Here is a 19,689-nt window from a genome sequence, read left to right on the forward strand (position 1 = left end):
CCTTCACGGAGGTGCAGCTCGCATGGGTCTATCGATAGGTGACAGGCTTCGAATTTTCCTACGAGAGTGTACTGTTGAAATCATGCAAAAATGGTAGGATTTCTGAGTATCAACCTTGCGGTGTGGCAATCCATGCTTCATGTATTCTTACTACCTACTTCATTGAAAACTTGACGGAAAGCTGTGGCGACTGTCTATTTGAGACATGACATTCAATTTCAAGTTGTAGGCGCATAGATGACTGAAAAGTTGCCAGATTACCTGGCTCAAGGCGAAGCTGCCCGTTTGTTTCCCGTCCTCTCAACCACGTCAAAGGAAGGCCGCACAACGTCCATTGTGCTGGCCTGTATGGTTCAGATTGAAGAGCTGGGAGCCGCGCTGCTGCAATCAATAGGCCAGAAGCGCGGGAAACGGGCCCAGGTTCATGCTTTCACCGAGGTTGTGTTCAAGAACCAATCCAAGACAATCAAGGATCGGCCCGACGGATTGATTGTCCTGAAGGTTGGCTCCCGCGAGTGGAAGGCTCTTGTCGAAACCAAAGTTGGGAACAACACCCTCGATGCTGAGCAAATTGAAAGATACCGTGCTCTTGCCAAAGAGAACGGCGTCGATTGCGTCATCACGATATCCAATCAATTCGCGACTACGCCGACCGCGCACCCTGTTGAGGAAGTCAGGAAAAGCAGGTCCAAGATACCCGTGTATCACTGGTCCTGGATGCATGTGGTCACGACTGCGGAGTTGCTGATCAGCAATGAGCAGGTCGAGGACAAGGACCAACTACTGTTGCTGAATGAGCTTAGGCGTTTCCTCAACCACGAGAGCGCTGGTGTGCAGGGCTTCCATAGGATGCCCAAAGAATGGGGCGATCTCAACAAACTGGTGTCGTCTGGCGGTGTCATTCCAGCACGATCGCCGGAGGCGCAGATCGTAGTCGATGCTTGGCACCAGGAGACCCGAGACCTGTCGTTGATCTTGAGCCGATTGGTGGAAACATCCGTCAGTGAGAAACTGTCGCGCAAGCACATCAATGATCCGGCTCAGCGAAAAAAGGATGAGCTGTTGATGCTTCGCGAACACCACCAGCTCCAATGCACATTGGATGTTCCGGATACGGCAGCCCCCATCGAAGTCACTGCAGACCTGAAGCGGCGGTGCGTCGACGTCGGTATGACCATCCGAGCACCTGAAGATAAGAAATCGACAAAAGCCAGACTGAATTGGCTTCTTCGGCAGATCAAGGTCGACAACATGGATGGGCTGTATATTCGCTTGCTTTGGCCTGGTGCCAGCGAGCCGACGCAGCACTTAGTCTCAGAACTCCGGGAAGACATTGATATCTGCCAAGAAGGCAAGGACCATCTGGTTACGCACGGCTTCCACGTATTCTTATCCAAGCGCCTCGGTGGTCGGTTCACACAACAGGCCAATTTCATATCTGACTTGGAAGAAGTCGTTCCTCTGTTTTACGGCGAAGTCGGCGCAAATCTGTCCGTCTGGAAGAAGGCTGCTCCTAGGATCAAACAAGACAAACCGACTGCTGAGGACGTTTCCATTGACGCCATCGCAGAAGATGCAGAGGATTTTGAAGGCTGAAAAATGAATTGAGACCCGCGCAGGACGCGCGGCTCACTTAATCCATGAGACAGGGCAGGGGATCGACGCGCCTCGCGCGCTCACCCCAACCCTGACATTACATCTACTGCGATCGCAGCCCGCTTATGGCGGTCTGCTGTGCTTCTTTTCCCGAGCGTCACGGGGCCGAAAATCTCTCGTATCTGATCCGGTCCAGGGGGAAGGCGCAAAAAGAGACCCGCGCCAAGGCGCGGCTCACATATCTCTTTCCAATGCGCCTCAAGCAGAAATCGCGAAAATCCCGGTTCCTCCCACGCACAATCGCGTGGGTCCCTCCCAAATTTGCCCGATTTCAGCCTGACCCCCAGTCCTCTGATCAGATTCGGATTTTTCCATCGGCCCCCCTCCTTCGCCGGGAAAAACGCGGGTGGGCGCGGGTGTCGATGTCAGTCCAGCAGGCCGTTTCCGTGGCCTGCTGTGTTCACAACAAACAGTAGGCGGAGTGGTCGGGTGCAGATCGGCCACCGCATCACCACGAAAGAGAGGTCACCTATGGCTGCAATCGCAAAACAGACCGAGGAAACAGGTCAGGTCGATTATGCCCTCATCGCTCAGCAGAATGACGCTTTTCGCAAGCGTCTGCCCGAGGGCGGGGAAGGGATCATCGTTCAGACAACCGCTGTCGACAATATGGGTCCCGTCTTTGTCGCGGCCTGTCTGGCCCAGATCGTCGCCTATGACGATTTCACCGAGGACAACGACCCCCACGGCACCCACGAGATGGGGTTCATGGAAATCATGGGTCACAAGGTCTGGTTCAAAATCGATCTGTACGACGAGACCTATCAGTACGGGACACCGGCCCCCACCGATTTGAGCAAGACGCGCCGCGTCCTGACCATCCTTTTCCCCAGCGATTACTGAAATCAGTCCCGGCCAAGCGGTCGGGGCTGGATGCGCAACCCGCGCAGGAAAGGAGGTGAACACATGAACCCATACACCATTGAGCGTCAACGCAAGTTGGCTTGGAAGAACCTCAAGAAGGGCGGCCTCTCGACCAAGATCGCCCGCGCCTTCTTGAAGAAACACGCCGCCGCCTAAGCGGCCTCGCTCTACCCCGAGAGGGGTAGGGCACCCATAGCACAAAATTTCACCTTGAGAAAAGGGTTACCCCTATGACTAAGCAAATCAATATCACTGCAACCGAGGCCCGTTTTCCGCTGGCGTCGCTGACACTTTCCCCGATCAACCCGCGTCAGACCGTACCAGAGGCCGAGGTGGTTGAACTGGCGGAGTCCATCTGGACAGTTGGCCTGATCCAGAGCATCGCCGGTCTGGCCGACAACAAGGGGGGCGTTGAAATCGTCGCTGGTGGGCGTCGCCTGCGCGCACTGCAATATCTGGCTGAACAGCACGACAACCTCGCCAGTATCCGCCCCGAACTGGCGAACCCGCTGGTGATGATTGCGCCCGATGTTGAAACGGCCCAAACATGGGCGACTGCGGAGAACATCACCCGCAAGAACCTGACCCCCGCCGAAGAAATCCGCGCCTATGGTAAGATGGACAAGGCTGGTGCACCCGCCGCTGGCATCGCCCGCGCCTTTGCCGTGACAGAGGGGCATGTTTACAAGCGCCTGAAACTGGCGGGCCTGCCGGAACAGGTGATCGACGCACTTGCTGCCACAGAAATCAACCTTGGCGAAGCTGCTGCGTTCACAATCTGCGACGATGCCGACCTGATTTTGCAAGTGCTGGAACAGGCCCGGAAAGGCCACCTGTCGGAATACCAGATCAAGAACATGCTGAAACCTGATGCGGTCAGTGCGTCAGATCGACGGGCCAAATATGTTGGTCTGGATGCCTACAAGGAGGCTGGTGGCCGTGTGTCTGGCGACCTCTTTGCCGATAAGACTTTGCTGGACGATGAGGCCATCCTTGACCAATGCTTCGCCGATAAGCTGGCAGTGGCCGCGCGCACGATCCGACAGGAGCAGGGCTGGAAATGGGCCGAAGTTGTCAATGATGCCCATTTCGGTGGCTATGATATCGACCAGATGAAATGCGCCCGCATCTATGCCGAGCAAGGCGACCTGACCGAGGAACAGGCCGAGCTCTATGACGAACTGGCCGAGCTTGCAGAGGCCGAGGTTCTGGACAAGGCAGGCGAAGCCGAGTTGCAGGCACTGCAAACCATTTTGGACGGTGCCTATTCAGACGTTCAAAAGGACTGCGCCGGGATCATCCTGCATGTCAGCAATTCGGGCGCGTTAAGCGTTGTCGAAGGGCTGGTGAAACCAGAGGACAAAGAGGCGGCGGTTGCTGCCGGTGTGCTGGCTGCATCGAAGCACAAGACGTCCGACACCGATGAGACGTCCAGTAAGCCGCGCATGTCTCAGGCGCTGGTTGATGATCTGGCCCGCGTGGTGACAGGTGCGCGCCAACACGCAGCGGTCAACGATCCCGATCTGATCCTTGCCCTGCTGGCCTTTCAGGTTTCAGGTGGGGCGAAATACGACAATCCCATCGGTCTGAACGCAAGTGATGTGCCGAACTGGCCGACCACTGAGGCCAGCGGCTACGCGCTGGATGCGCGCCTGACGACACCGACCGAATGGGACGGTGATGCCTTCGACCGCGATCTGGCGAAGGCGTTCCGGAAGTTCCGCAAAAAGGGTGACGACCACGTTCAGGCTGAGTTGATCCGGCATCTGGCGGGGCTTCTCAGCGGCGGCGACAATAAGCTGAAAGCCCTGATCGACAAAGAGGTCAAGACCGACATTCGCGCGGTCTGGACGCCAACTTTCGACAACTTCTTTAGCCGCATCGCGGGGCCTTACCTAAACGACATCTGGCGCACTGTTCTGGGTCTCAAAGACGGCAACTATCAGGTGAACAATTTCGAAAGCCTCAAGGTGGGCGAAAAGCGCAAGAAGCTGGATGCGCTGTTCAATGACCGTGAGACCCGCGAGGCGATGAAGCTGAGCAAGGCGGTCGAGAAGCGGATCGCCACATGGGTGCCCGAGGGCATGGTCTGAGAACCGCAGGCGGGGCGCGCAAGCGCCCTGCCACACCGATGATGTTTCTGTAGGCGGTAACTGGTTGAAAGCGAACGTGGAAAACAGGTGATAGAAGCGGGTTTTCATTCACCCATAGCTTGAATGGAACGGCGAGATGATATATATTAATGATAGATACCAAGTGGAGGTAACAATGCCTGATACAGCGGTTGCAAAAGTATTCATGACCGGTCGGTCTCAGGCGGTTCGGTTGCCGAAAGAATTCCGGTTCAAGACCGATGAAGTGCGGATCAGGGCCGAAGGCTCGAAGGTCATTCTTGAACCCATCGAAAACGATTGGGAGTGGTTGGACGAGCTGCACAAGCTGGGTCCGCTTGATGAGGATGCTGCGCGGGCTGCCGAGGAAGATATACCGCCGCAGGACCGCCCGGAACTGGATGTGTTCAAGTGAAATACCTGCTCGACACCAACGCCGTCATTGGGATTATCGCGGCCAATAGCAGCCTGATTTCCAGCTTGTCCGAGCACGTACCAAGCGATTTCGGTGTTCCCTCTGTCGTCATGTACGAACTCTATTGGGGCGCATACAAAAGCACGAAGGTTGCTGAGAATGTTGCGCGCGTCGATGCGCTCCGGTTCGAAGTGCTGGACCTGTCAGCCGCCGATGCGAAAGCCGCTGGCCTGATCCGCGCTGATCTGTACGGGAAAGGCACGCCCATTGGGGCCTATGATTTGTTGATTGCAGGGCAGGCGGTTTCGCGGTCCCTGACGCTCATCACTAATAACGTCAAAGAGTTTCGCAGGGTTGAAAATCTGATCTATGAGGACTGGCAAACATGACCAAAGTCACCACGCCAACCGCAGCAGAGAGCGCAATCCGACGTGTGTGGAAATCTGCGCAGATGTATATCGCGTTCCACAAGGACCAGAAAAAGCGCAAACGCGAGGAGCCGAAACTCTGGCCGCCAAAAAACGGCAGCGCATCTCTGCATGATGATATCGCCGAGCAGGAGGCCATAGTTGTCGTCAAAGCCGCTGATGCCGAAGACACACAGGATGTGCAAATCAAACTGCACCCCAGCCGGATCGTTGTGCGCCGTGATGCCGACGAAAGGTGGCAGGGTGTTGCGGTGGACGATCATTCGGTGACTGTCCGCATGGCCGATAACACGATAATTGAAATCCGGCATGACGGGTCAATCAAGCGCCGGTCTGCCGAGGATGAAACCCATGTTGAGGCGGATGGCAGCATTTTCAAATGGACACCACACGCAGAGGCCATGATGACTGGTGACGGGATTGAAATGTCCCGACGTACCGACGACCGCATTGCGGCTATCACGCATGACGGCGTTGTCGATCGAGCGCGCAAGCGCTAATCTAGCTTCAATACCTCGAGACTTTCCTTCGGTTAGACTGGTGGCCCGCATCGTCGGGCCATTCTTTTGCGATTGTGTCAGCGTCGATGTTCCTCTGGTGTCGCTTGGCACCTGGGGTCGTTGCCCCATGTGCCGACCCGACTGGTCGCTTCGCTGTGACGTCCGCCATAGCGGCCGAAGCATCCCCGAACCGTGGCATCAGGAACAACCACTGCCCTCCGCCTTCGCTGATAGAAAAGGGCGACTTGCGCCACCACGCGCTGTACCAATCTCCTGCAGGTCATTCCGTTTCAGGAAGGCAACCAGCTCGCGAAATAGCGCAATACGAGTGTGATGGATCGACTTGGTTTCGCCGCCATCCCCGGAGGATCAGTGTTCCAGCCTTTCGCTCGCATCGGCCCCAGTAATTCGTGCCACTAATCCGGACTGACAATCTTCACACAATTGCCAATGAAGATCCTCGCTCGCCCGTGTTTCTTCAAGATGAACATATGCGAGCAGTCGGGTTTGGCGCTGCTGATCTGGCAACAGATCAGCAGCTTCAACGGCTATTTTCCGCAGCCGGGCAAGCCCGGCTTTGCATCGCGAAACAAAATAGCCGCTGACATCCCCTCAGTGCTCGCAAAAGCCATGTCCATCGAAACACTCAAATGCGAGGATCTAACAATGGCAACTCAAACTCTGAAACTGAACGTCAAAACCGGTGAAAAAGATGGCACGAACTACTGGGACCGCTGCGGGGTTCTCTTCGTAAACACCGACGACATTTCCGGCGAAATCAAGTCGATCACCGTCAAACACAGCATGTTTCCCGGTGTTGAAATGGTGGCCTTCCCAAAACGGAACGACGAGGACAGCGTAACCGAATAACCGAAGGGCAGGGCGGCGCAAGTCGCCCTTTCCCGTGCTCCGGCTTCTGGTCGGCATCAAGATCATCTGGAGGTGATCTTGATGCTACCACTGCAGAGCAGTGCTGGGACATGCTTAGCGACGTATCAATTGTAACGCCTGATAGCCTGATCGGGTCGGGCAATCTTGAGCTGGTTTTCCCAAGTAACTGAGTGGCCGAGAGTCAGCAAAGAGATCAGGGCAAATCCCGCGCCTTCAGCGCGTGACCGCGTGCTAGGCTCCAGCCGGCCTTGCCGGCTTACGCCCCGAACCGGACATGCCCATTCTCCCTGCGGCCCGAGTGCGGTGAAATCTGTCTCATCTGAGCCAGCTTTCACGGCGGCCGCAAGTCGCCTGGTCACGCCCGTTTCGGCCCTTCGGGTGACGCCCGTTCGCTTCGCCTTTTGCAAGGATCACGCTCGATAGACATCGAGAAAAGCGCAGACCGACAAGCGGTCTGCGGTGCTTGTTTTCCCGAACGTCAGGGGGCCGAAAAGCTCTCGTATCTGATCCGGTTCAGGGGGAAGGCGCAAAGAGAGATCCGCGCCAGGGCGCGGCTCACATTTCTCATTCCGATGCGCCTCAAGCAGAAAAACGGCTTTCACGCGCAAAGCGCGCAAACCTTCCGATTTTCAGCCTGACCCCCAGTCCTCCGATCAGATCCGGATCTTTTCCATCGGCCCCCCTCCTTCGCCGGGAAAAACGCGGAGGGGCGAGGGTGGCTGATGTCAGTCCAGCAGGCCGTTTCCTTGGCCTGCTGTGTTCACAACAAACAGTTAGCGGACAGGTCGGGCGCAGATCGGCCACCGCATCACCACAGAGGAACATTCCTGATGACTTACAATCGTTACATGCGAGGCATGTCATGCGGCGGACTGGTGACAGGGGAGGCGCTGACCAACGAACAGCTGCACCAAGCTGTCCCGTCGATTTTCGCAACCGAAGGTCACGAGAGCCGCTCTGAACGCTTTGTGCCGGTTCCGACCGTGAACGTTCTGGACGGGTTGCGGAAGGAGGGGTTTGATCCGTTCTTTGCCCAACAGGCGAACACCCGTGTTCCGGGCAAGGCCGCGTTTACCAAGCACATGCTGCGGCTTCGTCACCGCTCGATCACCAATAGCGACGGCGAGTCCTTCGAGATTGTTCTGGTCAATGCCAATGACGGAACCAGCAGCTATCAGATGATCCCCGGCTATTTCCGGTTTGTCTGCGCCAATGGCCTGATGGTGGGCGATACCTTTAACGAAGTGAAGGTGCGGCACTCGGGAAATGCGGTGTCCGAAGTCATCGAAGGCGCGTTTACCGTTCTGGACGATGCCGAAGAAATCACGGAGCAGGTGCAAGATTTCAAGGCCATCACCGTGAACGACGCGGAGCGGAAGATTTTGGCCGAAGCCGCGCACCAGTTGCGTTTTCCTGAAGCCGCCAAAGAAGACGGAAATCCTGCGCCGATTGATGCGACACGGTTGCTCAGCACGCGCCGTAACACCGACCGCACCGCCGATCTGTGGACCGCATTCAACGTGGTTCAGGAAAATGTCATCCGAGGCGGGATTTACGGGCGTGTCCGGACAGCCGATGGTCGGACCCGCCGACAGCGGACCCGCGCCGTCGCCGGGATCGACCAGAACAAAGCACTGAACCGCGCGCTTTGGACGCTGACCGAGAAAATGGCCGAATTGAAAGGGGGTGGCGCATGAGCGCCCCCTTTACGGTCCATTGCTCAAACTGCGGCGGGCAGAACGTCAAGCGGGACGCCCATGCAGAATGGAATGCAGAGCTACAGCAATGGGAACTTGCCACTGTCTATGACGCATGGGACTGCGACGATTGCGGCAATTCGGTTTCAGTCTATGAGCAGGCCGTTCATGACCCGTCTGACATCAAGGCTTCAGCATGATTGCGGCGGTCAAAGATTTTGTACGGATCATCAAGGAGCTTGACCGATCCAAGCACCGGGACGAGGTTTTCCGTGATTTCTGCGAACTGTCCTATTGTGCTTTAGCAAAGCGCGCCTGCCCCGATGAAGCCCAAAGAGACGCCCTTGAGGCTCAGTATATGGAGGTCGTCGGGCGCTATCGCAACAAAGACGACATCCGCCGCATGCCGGAACTGCTGGCCATCATGACCGGAACGATCGGCAATGGCGGGTGTGATTTTCTCGGCATGGTCGCGGGTGAGCTTGGCGTACTGGATGCCAAGCTGGGCCAGTTTTTCACGCCTTATGAAGTGTCGCGCATGATGGCGGAAATGATCTTGACCAATGCCAAAGCGATCATCGAGGCGGAAGGGTTCATAACGATTGACGAACCCGCCGCCGGGGCTGGCGGTATGTTGCTGGCCGTGGCCGATACCATCGAGGGTATGGGGTTTGAGCTGGAAACAAGCGTCTGGTTTCGGGCAACCGAGTTGTCACGCGCAACCTATCACATGGCCTATCTGCAACTCACCGCGCGCGGTTTGGCCGGGCAGGTCATTCACGGCAACAGCATCAGTGTGGAAACCTACACCGGCGCTTACACCGCCGCTGCGCCTGTGTTCTTTGCTGCGAATGGTGATCCGTTTGCGAAGCAACACGCCGAACAGGAAGCGCTGGCCAAAGCTGATGCAGAAAGAGCCGCACAAGACGAAGCGGCCCGTAAAGAGCGCATTAAAACGCTGGGTGATGGCCCCGCGATCCAACGCGACCAGCTTAGCCTCTTTTGAGGCTGAGCTATTTCTCTTGGAATGTCGCCTCCGCTTGCGCGGTCGAGGGTTATCCAGTCCGGTCAATTTCAACCTTGGGTGAAATTGGCCTGGCCGAAGCAGGCTGTAAGCTGAGACCGCAAATATCTCAGCGTCAGCCTGTGGGTAACCCTCGGGCAGCGGTGCCCTGACCACCAGCGCAGCGCCGCAGTTTTGCGAAAACAGAACAATACTGGATCAATGTACCTCTTTTTCCTTTAACGACGTGCGGATCATCTTGGCAATTTCGTTGTCGTTCTCCAGCATCACTTGCCGGAACAACCTTCCGACGTTCACGCTCGCTCGCAACGTAGGCGGAACATCTTCCAGCAGGTCCAGAAATTCCTTTTCTACCTCACCGCCTTCAAGGGCTGAAACCTGAAACCGGATCGGAGTCCGCACGACGCTCTTGGTTTCATTCATGGCTTTTTTGCGCTTACTCATTGTGCATTCCCATTCAGGTTGTTCCGGATCATGGCCGCAATGGCGGCATCGTTGTCTTGCAGGACCTCTTTGAAAAAAGCCCCAAGGTTGAAGTTCTTCTGGAAGGGGGCAGGTATGTTGCTGCGGACTTCTTCCAGTGCTGCCGCAATCTCACTGCCGTCTGATGTGGAAATCTGAACCCTGATCGGATGCCCTGCGGCACTTAGGTCTTCGGGCTGGGCAGGGTCTTTCTGCTTTGGCTTCGCAGGGGCTGGATTTAGCCGTTTAGGTTTTGCGGTCGGTGTCGTGTCTGCCATCGGTTCTGTCTTCACCTCTTTGGCAGGTTCAGATTCCGGCTTTGGTTCAGTTGCGGGTTCACCCTGTTCCCGCTTGCTCAAATCCGTCACAGTCGGCGCGATGTCCGACGTTGATCCGGCAAGCAGGCTGTCGATGTCCTTAGGCCGGGACATGCTGCACCTCGCTATCCTTCAATGCGTTCAGAACATAATCAGCATTGCTCAGCGCCTTTTTGCACCGATCCGCCATGCGCCGTGCATTTGACCTGGCCGTCTGGGTTTCCGCCTGTTCCATGGCTTCCTCTGCAAAACCCATCAACCGTCCGATCGTTGTGCCCGTCCGCAACGCGTCATCCATAGCCGCTGTTTCGGCGATTCCGCCGACACAGTGAAACTGCTTTGCCAGCGCCTGCTTGCCCTTCCGAATTCCGGCTGACTGCGCGACGGATTGCCGGGTGAACACAATGCGAAATTTGTCCTTTGGGTCTGCGGCGCTACCGATCTGCTTCAACGCAGCTTCGCACGACCGGTATGTGACGATGATCGGATTGTACTCTGCCGACGAGCCATCGGACGGGCACAGCACCGTGTCGGCTACCGCCATTGCCATCGCGGCGGTCATGCTGGGTTCGCCCTTGGTGTCGATCAGCAGGTAGTCAAAGCCCCCGGCCTTTTCTGCCTCAAGAATGTGGGCATAAGCCAGTCTGGCATTCTCTGCATCGTCCTTGGCAAACTGCCCGGCCTCGATCAGAAGTTCATCTGCGGGGATCGGCTCCAGCCCGTTATTCGGATTCAACCATTCCGATAGTGTGCCTTGTGAATCCAGATCGAGGATACGGACACGTTTGCCCTGATGGTGCAAAGCAGATGCGAAGGCGACGAGCATGGAAGATTTCCCAGCTCCACCTTTGGAGTTTACGGCTGCATAGATTTTCAATTTGGTCTCCGGGTCTGCGCCCGAAAGCCTCGCCGCGCAGCGGCGTGCCACAACCGGGCTCGCGATTGCAAGTTATCGCGCGACCCGTCACCCGCGCTGAAAACTACGCTATTGCTTTTCTAAGCAATACTCAACCGTCTACAATCAGGAAGGCCAAAAGGGTATTGCCAGCAGACGTTTGCCATATGCCAGATGGTTGGCGATTATCAGGCATTTGGAACTTGCCAATGGCCCGGTGGCATGTGCCATCTGGCAAAGACCACCGGCCAGACGGCGACTGCATAATGGCATTTGCCATGGGGCGGACGCCAGACGGTGAGTGGTACGCGGCAAGCGGCAAACGGTCGTGCCTCGCGCTACGGACCGTCTACATCCTACGCTTACTTTGCGGGATGATACAGATTGTGCTATCGACAATCTGTTAGACTTGCAGTCGGCTGCCAAATCAACTTACACTTGAATCTACATACGCGCGGTCTGACGGGGCCACGCACGATTTCTGATCGTGGAGAAAGCCCCGATGCCACAAGGCGCACCCAAATCTGTCACGACAACCATGCGCTTTGATGAGGACGAATTGGCGTTCCTCAAACAACGCAGCAAATCCATGCAGCTGCGCAGTGTGACCGGACTGGTGCGTGTCTGTATCCGCATAGCCTTTGGTATTCCGTCGAAAGAAGAGTTCCGAACACAGCACTTCAAAGAGCACCTGGCGCAGCTGGTCGGCATGGCGAACAACCTCAACCAGATGACCCGTGCCGCCAATGCGGGAAAGTTTCGGCTCAACAAGCGCACCGAAGATCAGTTGGCTGCGATGAAGGACGAGGTTCGGGAGTTGCGCCGTCTGATCGAGGACTATTCCGACGCCGCCCATGAGCGATCGTTTACCCGTGCATTGGAGATCGAGCGGCTGGCGGAGAGAAAGCGTGCGTCACGTGTGTCACCCAGGGCGAAGGTCGGATCGTGACCAGCCTGACCGCCGCATATGACCCGGCCTGGGACGCGCTTTTTGGGGAGTTTCAACTTATCCCGAACCTGAAACCGCGTCCTGGTCAGAACCCTGCGCGGTCGCAACACCGACCGGCACAGCGACCGAGCGCGTCAGGCATGATTGCCAATGCACTTCTGACCAATCAGGCGGTGGTCAAGGTCGTTCGCGGTGGCGGTGTCAGGGCATCCGGCCGTCTGGGCGGCCAGCTGTCCTACATCACGCGCAAGGGCACCGTCGAAATGGAGCGTGGTGATACCGGCGAGTTGACGCATGGGATGGAGGGTCTGCGCGACGTCCAGGATGAATGGGCGAAGGATTGGGCCCGGATGGACGCGCGGGTCACAAACTACAGCTATCACGTCATTCTGTCTTACCCCAAGGACACAGATCGCGAGGCCGCGAAGCAGGCCGCGCGCAGTTTCGGCGAACGCCTGACAAATGGCGAATACGGCGACCGCTACAAATACGTGATGGCGCATCATGACGACACCGGCCACCCCCATACGCATCTGGTCATCAGCCGGGCAGGGGCGTCTGGCAAGACGCTTCAGATCAGCCGGTACGGGATTACAACACAGGATCTGCGCGAACTGCAGGTTGAATCCGCGCGGGACGTTGGCATTGTCCTGACTGCCACCAGCCGGTTCAGCCGCAATCTGCGCCCCGAGCGTGAAAGCAGCGCACGGGTTCACGCGCGGCGCGACGGCCGGGATCTGCGCGAGCGGCCAGCTCCAGAGCGGCGCAGCGGTTTTCCCTTTGTTGGGATCGGACGCCAACAACCCGTCGCGCAGGACCAGCTGCAGAGCATGACCGATCAGCGCAATGCAGACTATGCCGCCCTGGGCGAAACACTCCGGTCGCATCACGCCGGGGTCAAGCAGGGCATTTTCACAACCCAATACCCAGGGCGTGCCGAGACCCTTGGGGCCTTCAGAAAAGCTGTACTCGGCGCAGCATCAATCCTGGTGACGGACGGGGTTCTCAGATCAGAGGAAATCGACATGAATACGCAAGTCGCCAACCAGATGGACCCGGCACAAGCCCCGGCCATAGACGGTGAGATTAAGGCAATTGGAACGGATGTACGTCAGTTTATCACAGGTATGGACGCCAAGGCCGACGCCATGGAGGACGAGGACAAGCGCAGCCAGACAGAGGCCGCGATTTCTCGTGTCTTGCGAGACTATGAGCCGCTTATGGATAACGAGACCAAGACGTTCTTTGGCAAACGTCTGGAACGGGACGATGAGGTTGAGGTGGGCCGCGATGACATCGATCCGACACGCCAGCGCCGGGCAGCTGAACGGGATGCATCAGATCCAACGCGCACCCAGCCCATCGGGCAAGAGCGTGGAGACCCACGCGCCGATGCCAACGATCCGCGCAGCGCGGCGACCAAGGCTGTGCTGAAGGATGCCGACAGGCAGGTGGCCGAGCGGTTCGAAGCCATGGGCATCAATGGCGACCTGGTACTGTCGCGCATCCGCAATGGCGCCGACGTGGACCGTCAGACCCGCGAGAATTGGTTTGAACGCGATGTTAAGACCTTGGCGAATGCGCATTCTCTCAGCGAGAGCCAGGCGCGGGTCGACATGAAGGCCGCGTACAACGATGCCGCCGAGATTTACCGCGATGCCCGTGGCGAGATCCGCGACATCAACCGCGCCTTTGCCGAGGGCAGGGGTGACGACTTCCTGAACGAGAAGGTAAAGGCCGGTGTTCAGGATGAAATCCAGACCATGAAGGGGCAGGGCTTTGACCGTGCTGCCATTGGAGGCCGTCTGCTTGAAATCGAGGACCGTGTACAGGAGTGGCTGACAGGCCGCGCGCCGGATCGCACTGAAGGCGAAGCGCGCCCGGGCCCGGCGCGGTCTGGTGAACGCACCGATACACGCGGCGCTGGATCTGAACCGCAACGTCCCGATCTGGACGCTGGCGTGCGAGGGCAGATCATCAAGGCTGGGTCTGCACTCTTCAAAGAAGATGAGAAAGACAGCATGTCGCCATATGTCGATCTGAAGGTGGATGGCCGCGACAAGCCATTCCGCGTCTGGGGCGTTGATCTGCCGGACATGATGCAGCGCGAACACTTGTCAGTTGGCGATACGGCGACGCTTGCCCATGACGGATACAAGAGGGTGACAGTTACCAAGATCGACAAAGAGACCGGTGAAGAAAAGAACATCGAGGCAAACCGCCGCGCCTGGAAAGCAACCGACATCGAGCGTGCGCCGCGCGAGAAACAGCGCGGGCTTGAACCACTGCAAGAGGCTGCGCGTATCAAAAGGGACGCGCCCCAAGACCGGCCAGAAGAAAGAGGCCAGCAGGACCGTGCAGTCCGGCAAGAGGTCTCAGTTGAAACCGGCGTTACGGGTGTCATCGTCGATGCCAAAGAGGCTCTGGTGCGCCCCGATGATCCAAACAGCAAGTCGTTCTATGTGGATATGAAAGTCGAAGGCAAAGATGAGCCTGAACGGATCTGGGGCACCGCCCTGCAGGACCAGATGGCACGGAACAACATCTCGGTTGGTGACAAGGCCACGTTCGTCAAAGCGGGCAAAGAAGAAGTCACCCGGTCACGCCGGAACCCCGAGACCGATGAGCCGGAGCGCGTTAATGTCACCCGCACGGCCTGGGATGTGAAAGACGTCGATCGACAAATTGACCGTGATCCGGTTGTGCAAGAGCAGCGGCGCCGGGAGCGGGAGGAACGGGCCAAGGGTGACCGGAGTGTGAGCCGATGAGCCGTCATCTGGAATGTATATTGAATCGGGTGTTCGGAGAGCAATTGCTCTCCGATCCTCTCTTGTCTGAAATCGTCCTGAATCCAGACGGCAGAATCTGGATCGAGCGCAGCGGTGAGCCTGCCATGCGTCTGCTGGACGAGCCGATGGGTGAGGATGATGCAGAGGCGCTTGCACACGACCTGGCTGGCGGTAATCCCATCTCGGCAAACACTCCGCTGGCCGGATCGCAGTTCGAAATCGACGGCTCATTGTGGCGGGCACAGGTCGCGGTAAAACCCGCTGTTGAAGATGGTGTTGCATTTGCCCTGCGTCGCTCCGTGGCAAAGCAACTTTCGCTCGATGATCTGATGCAAGGCTTGCCGGACCTTGACGCCAACATGGACGATCTGAAATCGGGTACTGACCCTGCAGATGCGGCTGTCTTGGAGGCATACGAGAACAAGGGCTTTGGCGATTTCCTGCGCGCGGCGGTCAAGGCCAAATGGAACATCCTACTATCGGGCGGCACATCATCCGGCAAAACGACCTGGTTGCGCGCCTGTCTTGGCGAAGTCGACCACTCAGAGAGGATCATGACCATTGAGGACGTGCTGGAGATCCGGCCCAGCCAACCCAATGCGGTGTCATTGATAGTGAACAAAAACGCATCGAGCAGCGCTCTATTGAAAGCGTGCCTGCGATTCCGGCCGGAGCGGATCATCATGGGGGAGCTGCGCGGGGCGGAGGCTTATGATTTCCTGTCCGCGATCAACTCTGGACATCCGGGTGGGATTTCCACACTGCACGCAGCATCACCGGAATCCGCGCTGTCGCGCCTGGCGTTGATGGTTATGCAGGCAGATACCGGGCTGACCTATTCCGAGATTCTCGAATACTGCCGCTCGATGATCGATGTGATTGTGCAGTTTCGGAAAGCCGGGGATCAGAGGCGACCAGTGGCCGTCAGAGTGCTCAGGAAGAAAGCGGGATAGGTTTTTGAACGCCCGATGGGGAAATGGCCGAAAGAGGTTTTTGCGGTCGCGCAGATCGTCCGCAAGGCCAAGCCGACGTCCAAGCAACCTGCGGAGAATGGCCGCAAGGAGCCCATACCAGAAGTAACGTTATCTTGCAGCGTGCGCTCGCAGCTTTAAAATTGCCGTTTGAGCGAGAAAACTGGTGCCGCCGTGCAGCGGAAGTAACATTCATTCATGCAGGCCACAGCAAGGTTCGAACGTCCAATTGACAGGTCGCGGGACATTTGATCTTTCGCTGAGCTTTTCGATACCAGATTTTGAACAATAGCGGCCACCAAATGTGAAGAGCCGCGGACAACAACAGTTATCCATGAAGAGTGTTCCCGATGACCAAGTCCTGTTTCGACCAGCGAAACTACAATAAGAATACAATGATCGCGTACAAAAATGCGTTCTTGCAGGAACTCCCGTCATGGTTGGTTTCCAACAATCACTGAGCTACAGGTGAGAGAGCCTGCCATTTCTTTCGGTAGGCCGAGGCGGAGATACCGACGCGCTTTCGGAATGCCGAGCGGAAGCTCGATGGTTCGGAATAGCCGACATCCGCGGCGATCTCGTCGATCGGCGTGGTGGTGGTTTCCAGTAACTGCTTCGCTTCTTCGACCCGAAGGGTCTGAATATACTCGACAGGTGCCTGACCGGTCGCTTTCTTGAACCGACGGTGAAATCCGCGCTCCGTCATGCCACTTCGTTCCGCCATGGCTGCAACCGGGCTTGGCGTGTCGTAGTGCTGCGCCGCCCAAACCTGTGCATCTGCGATCAACTGGTCCTTGTGCTGGCGCGAGGTGGTCAGCGATGCATAAATCAATTGCCCATCAAGGTGCGGATCGATCAGATATATCTTTGCGATCCTGCGCGCTTCCTCGGTGCCCGCGAAACGCCCGATCAGATAGAGCATGAGGTCTTCCCAGGCCGACATTCCGCCGGCAGTGATGACGCGATGACCCTCACCTGTCGGCACAAGGATGCGTTCGCGACAGACGTTTACTTCGGGGAAATCCCGGCCCAGCATGTCGGCATAGCCCCAATGGGTCGTCGCTTCCTTCCCGTCGAGTAAGCCGGCCATACCAAGAAGCACCGCACCGGAACAGACTGAGGCGACGATGGCGCCGCGCGCATGGGCATCGCCGATCCATTTGGCGATAGATGCGAAATCGTCGGGCAGTCCGGTTTCCGGAGAGAACAAAAGATCGGGCACGATGATCAGGTCGGGGACGGGTGCTTCTTCCACCATCGCGTCCGGTGTGATCTTGCGCCCGTTGACGTCCCAATATGGTGCCCCGTCCAGAGTCCGCAAACTGATATCAAAAACCGGTTCCGCCGCCGGGATGCCATGCAGCATGGCCCAGTCACGCCCGACCGAGGCCAACACGTCCAGGATCGAGAACACCACTGAGGATCCGGCAAGATGCGATCCGATAACAGCAGTATTGATGCTCATTTATGCCTCCCGACCACTGAGTTGGTCCGAAAAGGACCGCTTTAGTCTTTTTTACTCCTATCTCGACTCGCCAGTTAAGTCCATCTCCTTGCCCATCACCTCGGCCGATCAGGCCAATAATTTGTTAGCAAGGATAAATTGATGACCATTCAAAACCAAATCGCGGTCTTCCACACTGACGTGACCCGCAGCTACCTCGCCGACCCGCGCACCTACCTGACCGACGGCGGTTTCGAAACCTCCATGTTGTTCCTGGAAGGGTTCGACTTACCGGCCTTCGCTGCCTGCGTCCTGCTCGAAGACGACGTTGCCCGTGCGGCGATGGACCGGTATTTCGACCGCTTTCTCGCGATGGCCGAGACTGCCGGAACCGGCTTTGTCCTCGACACCAATACCTGGCGCTCGGGGACGCATTGGGCCGGCGCGGTCGGCCGTTCGCCGGCCCAAATGCAGGACCTCACCCGCGAGGCTGTCAGGTTCGCCGTGGCGATCCGGGATCGGTGGCAAGATCGCGTTTCACCGATCCTGCTCAATGGCGTGATCGGACCCGCCGGCGACGCCTATGACAGCACGCTCGCCCTGGATGCGGCCACAGCAGAGGCAATCCACGCGCCGCAGATCACGTTGCTCGCGACATGCGGGGTTGATCTGGTCAGCGCCCTGACCTTCGGTAGCCTGCCGGAGGCAATCGGGCTCGCCCGTGCAAGTGTGAAAGCGGGAGTACCGGTTGCGATCTCCTTTACGGTGGAGACCGACGGACGCTTGCCGGACGGAACGCCGCTCGAGCGTGCCGTGCTCGAGACGGATGCGGCAACCGAGGAAGCACCGCTCTACTACATGATTAACTGCGCACATCCCGAGCACTTTCGCGACGTTCTGACCGATGAAGTCTGGTGCCACCGCATCCGAGGTGTCCGCGCGAACGCATCGCGGCTGAGCCATTCGGAACTCGACGAGGCAGAGACCCTGGACGACGGCGACCCCGAAGAATTCGGAGCGCTCCATGCCGATCTCTCTCGAAAGCTTCCGACGCTGAAAGTCGTCGGCGGGTGCTGCGGCACGGATCACCGCCATGTCGGCTGCATGGCGGACGCCATGCTTCTCCCGACCGCGGACTGACTTCCTCCCTGAGTCTCCGCCCGCAGGGAACCGATCTTGATCGGCCATTGCGGGCAAGGCCCAGGCGCTGCGCGCCGCGTGGAAGCCGCCGAGGAATACCCGACGGATATCGGGTTTGCATCGGTCCAGACGCCTCGGCTGCCGCACGAACCCTGAACGCATACTTCATCGCCCGCCTCTGAGCGCGCCTAAAGAAAGGACAAATGACATGACTGCTGTTTTGACAAATGTCGGCACTGGCCGCCGTTGGCTCTCGAGTTTTGCCGAAGTCGTCACCGGATTGATAGCGAATACCAGGGAGCGGCAACGCCTTCGCCGTGAGAAGAGAGCACTGTCCCGACTTCCAAATCACCTGCTCCGTGACGTTGGGCTTGAGCAGTATGCGGAGCCGCCCAATCCCATCATCCGTCACCGGTTCTTGTAGTCGGGATTACCGATCTCCAACCCCAACAGCTTGAGGCGCGTTCTTTGCGCTTTGTCTGTGACCTTTGTTGTTCAACTCAACCCAGAAAAGGAAATACCATGATAAGATCAACTCTCTCTGCAATTGCCCTGATGGCGACGGCGGCCACCCCTGCCTTCGCGGGCGACACGCCGATGTCCTTCGACGTGGCCGAAGACATGAGCCGCTTCGTTTTTGCACCTGCCCCTGTCTTTGATGATGGCACGCCTGCCTATGGCAATGCGTTCATCACTCAAGGCTACATCTACGAGGACGGCACACTCGACAGCGGGGTCGAAGGCACGCTGCCCGACGGCAGCCCGGCCTTTCCAGACAAGGTGATCGGTCGCTGGACCTGTGACGGGTATTTCGTCGGTGACGGGATGCGCACGCAAACCGGTGCGGTGGTCATCACCCGGCAGGTTTTTGAGTTCGACAACGGGGACATCCTGATCAACCAGGGTGCTGAGTTGGTGGACGTCAATGTGAAGGCCCCGCGTGTCATCACCGGCGGTACCGGCGCTTTCGCCGGGATGTCGGGCGAGATGACGCAGGTTCTGCTGGGCATGTCCGAGGGCTACGGCGTGCGGCTTCTGATTGACGTCAAGCCTGAGGAACACGCGGCGCTGTCGCAAACGGACATCGACTAACGACACTGGAAGATAACGAGAGCTTTCGCCGCCCCTGCGCGGCG

Annotated in this window: 20 protein-coding genes; 16 read left to right on the forward strand and 4 right to left on the reverse strand. The window is 57.7% G+C overall.

Annotated elements, in window-relative coordinates:
• Positions 1-237: 237 nt before the first annotated feature.
• From ACR0K9_RS18385 to ACR0K9_RS18430, 10 genes are all read left to right on the forward strand, one after another.
• On the forward strand, positions 238-1,596 hold the full coding sequence (locus ACR0K9_RS18385; protein WP_480825366.1) for a hypothetical protein: 1,359 nt from the start codon (positions 238-240) through the stop codon (positions 1,594-1,596).
• 531 nt (positions 1,597-2,127) lie between these two features.
• Entirely contained in the window at positions 2,128-2,499 is a 372-nt protein-coding gene (locus tag ACR0K9_RS18390) for a DUF3768 domain-containing protein (protein WP_480825368.1), read from the forward strand.
• A 251-nt stretch (positions 2,500-2,750) separates the two neighbouring features.
• A complete protein-coding gene (locus ACR0K9_RS18395; protein ID WP_480825370.1) occupies positions 2,751-4,613 on the forward strand; it encodes a ParB/RepB/Spo0J family partition protein in 1,863 nt (620 codons plus the stop codon).
• A 175-nt stretch (positions 4,614-4,788) separates the two neighbouring features.
• Complete coding sequence (locus ACR0K9_RS18400; RefSeq protein ID WP_480825372.1) at positions 4,789-5,046, forward strand: antitoxin; 258 nt, start codon at positions 4,789-4,791, stop codon at positions 5,044-5,046.
• On the forward strand, positions 5,043-5,435 hold the full coding sequence (locus ACR0K9_RS18405; protein WP_480825374.1) for a PIN domain-containing protein: 393 nt from the start codon (positions 5,043-5,045) through the stop codon (positions 5,433-5,435). The genes ACR0K9_RS18400 and ACR0K9_RS18405 overlap by 4 nt, the downstream gene beginning before the upstream one ends.
• Positions 5,432-5,974, forward strand: coding sequence for a hypothetical protein (locus ACR0K9_RS18410; RefSeq protein ID WP_480825376.1), 543 nt, complete (start codon positions 5,432-5,434; stop codon positions 5,972-5,974). Before ACR0K9_RS18405 ends, ACR0K9_RS18410 begins: the two co-directional genes overlap by 4 nt.
• Before the next feature lie 507 nt (positions 5,975-6,481).
• Entirely contained in the window at positions 6,482-6,844 is a 363-nt protein-coding gene (locus tag ACR0K9_RS18415; protein ID WP_480825378.1) for a hypothetical protein, read from the forward strand.
• Positions 6,845-7,695: 851 nt separating this feature from the next.
• On the forward strand, positions 7,696-8,562 hold the full coding sequence (locus tag ACR0K9_RS18420; RefSeq protein ID WP_480825380.1) for a DUF932 domain-containing protein: 867 nt from the start codon (positions 7,696-7,698) through the stop codon (positions 8,560-8,562).
• Positions 8,559-8,762, forward strand: coding sequence for a hypothetical protein (locus ACR0K9_RS18425; RefSeq protein WP_480825381.1), 204 nt, complete (start codon positions 8,559-8,561; stop codon positions 8,760-8,762). The genes ACR0K9_RS18420 and ACR0K9_RS18425 overlap by 4 nt, the downstream gene beginning before the upstream one ends.
• On the forward strand, positions 8,759-9,568 hold the full coding sequence (locus tag ACR0K9_RS18430; RefSeq protein ID WP_480825383.1) for an N-6 DNA methylase: 810 nt from the start codon (positions 8,759-8,761) through the stop codon (positions 9,566-9,568). Before ACR0K9_RS18425 ends, ACR0K9_RS18430 begins: the two co-directional genes overlap by 4 nt.
• A 216-nt stretch (positions 9,569-9,784) precedes the next feature.
• Here ACR0K9_RS18430 and ACR0K9_RS18435 read toward each other — a convergent pair whose 3' ends face one another.
• The 3 genes from ACR0K9_RS18435 to ACR0K9_RS18445 are packed head-to-tail and all read right to left on the reverse strand — an operon-like array spanning position 9,785 to position 11,293.
• The gene (locus ACR0K9_RS18435; protein WP_480825385.1) at positions 9,785-10,030 is read right to left on the reverse strand and encodes a hypothetical protein; all 246 of its coding nucleotides are present in this window, start codon (positions 10,028-10,030) and stop codon (positions 9,785-9,787) included.
• Positions 10,027-10,479, reverse strand: a complete 453-nt coding sequence (locus ACR0K9_RS18440) for a hypothetical protein (protein ID WP_480825387.1) — start codon at positions 10,477-10,479, stop codon at positions 10,027-10,029. Before ACR0K9_RS18440 ends, ACR0K9_RS18435 begins: the two co-directional genes overlap by 4 nt.
• Positions 10,466-11,293, reverse strand: coding sequence for a ParA family protein (locus tag ACR0K9_RS18445; RefSeq protein ID WP_480825389.1), 828 nt, complete (start codon positions 11,291-11,293; stop codon positions 10,466-10,468). Before ACR0K9_RS18445 ends, ACR0K9_RS18440 begins: the two co-directional genes overlap by 14 nt.
• Positions 11,294-11,762: 469 nt before the next feature.
• Between ACR0K9_RS18445 and ACR0K9_RS18450 the strand changes: the two genes are divergently transcribed.
• The 3 genes from ACR0K9_RS18450 to ACR0K9_RS18460 are packed head-to-tail and all read left to right on the forward strand — an operon-like array spanning position 11,763 to position 15,951.
• Entirely contained in the window at positions 11,763-12,209 is a 447-nt protein-coding gene (locus tag ACR0K9_RS18450; RefSeq protein WP_480825391.1) for a MobC family plasmid mobilization relaxosome protein, read from the forward strand.
• Complete coding sequence (locus ACR0K9_RS18455; RefSeq protein ID WP_480825393.1) at positions 12,206-14,977, forward strand: relaxase/mobilization nuclease domain-containing protein; 2,772 nt, start codon at positions 12,206-12,208, stop codon at positions 14,975-14,977. The genes ACR0K9_RS18450 and ACR0K9_RS18455 overlap by 4 nt, the downstream gene beginning before the upstream one ends.
• Positions 14,974-15,951, forward strand: coding sequence for an ATPase, T2SS/T4P/T4SS family (locus ACR0K9_RS18460; protein WP_480791255.1), 978 nt, complete (start codon positions 14,974-14,976; stop codon positions 15,949-15,951). The genes ACR0K9_RS18455 and ACR0K9_RS18460 overlap by 4 nt, the downstream gene beginning before the upstream one ends.
• Before the next feature lie 472 nt (positions 15,952-16,423).
• On the opposite strand, the gene ACR0K9_RS18465 is transcribed toward ACR0K9_RS18460, so the two are convergent.
• Positions 16,424-17,434 carry a GlxA family transcriptional regulator gene (locus ACR0K9_RS18465; protein WP_480791256.1) on the reverse strand — a complete coding sequence of 337 codons (1,011 nt, stop codon included), beginning with the start codon at positions 17,432-17,434 and terminating at the stop codon, positions 16,424-16,426.
• Between the two features lie 141 nt (positions 17,435-17,575).
• On the opposite strand from ACR0K9_RS18465, the gene ACR0K9_RS18470 reads away from it, so the two are divergent.
• The 3 genes from ACR0K9_RS18470 (at position 17,576) to ACR0K9_RS18480 (ending at position 19,645) form a co-directional block, all read left to right on the forward strand.
• Positions 17,576-18,553, forward strand: a complete 978-nt coding sequence (locus tag ACR0K9_RS18470; RefSeq protein ID WP_480791257.1) for a homocysteine S-methyltransferase family protein — start codon at positions 17,576-17,578, stop codon at positions 18,551-18,553.
• 208 nt (positions 18,554-18,761) lie between these two features.
• A complete protein-coding gene (locus tag ACR0K9_RS18475; RefSeq protein ID WP_480791258.1) occupies positions 18,762-18,977 on the forward strand; it encodes a YjiS-like domain-containing protein in 216 nt (71 codons plus the stop codon).
• Positions 18,978-19,075: 98 nt separating this feature from the next.
• Positions 19,076-19,645: a hypothetical protein gene (locus ACR0K9_RS18480; RefSeq protein WP_480791259.1), complete on the forward strand. Its 570-nt coding sequence runs from the start codon at positions 19,076-19,078 to the stop codon at positions 19,643-19,645.
• Positions 19,646-19,689 lie beyond the last annotated feature (44 nt).

This window comes from Ruegeria sp. L12 (assembly GCF_056531745.1).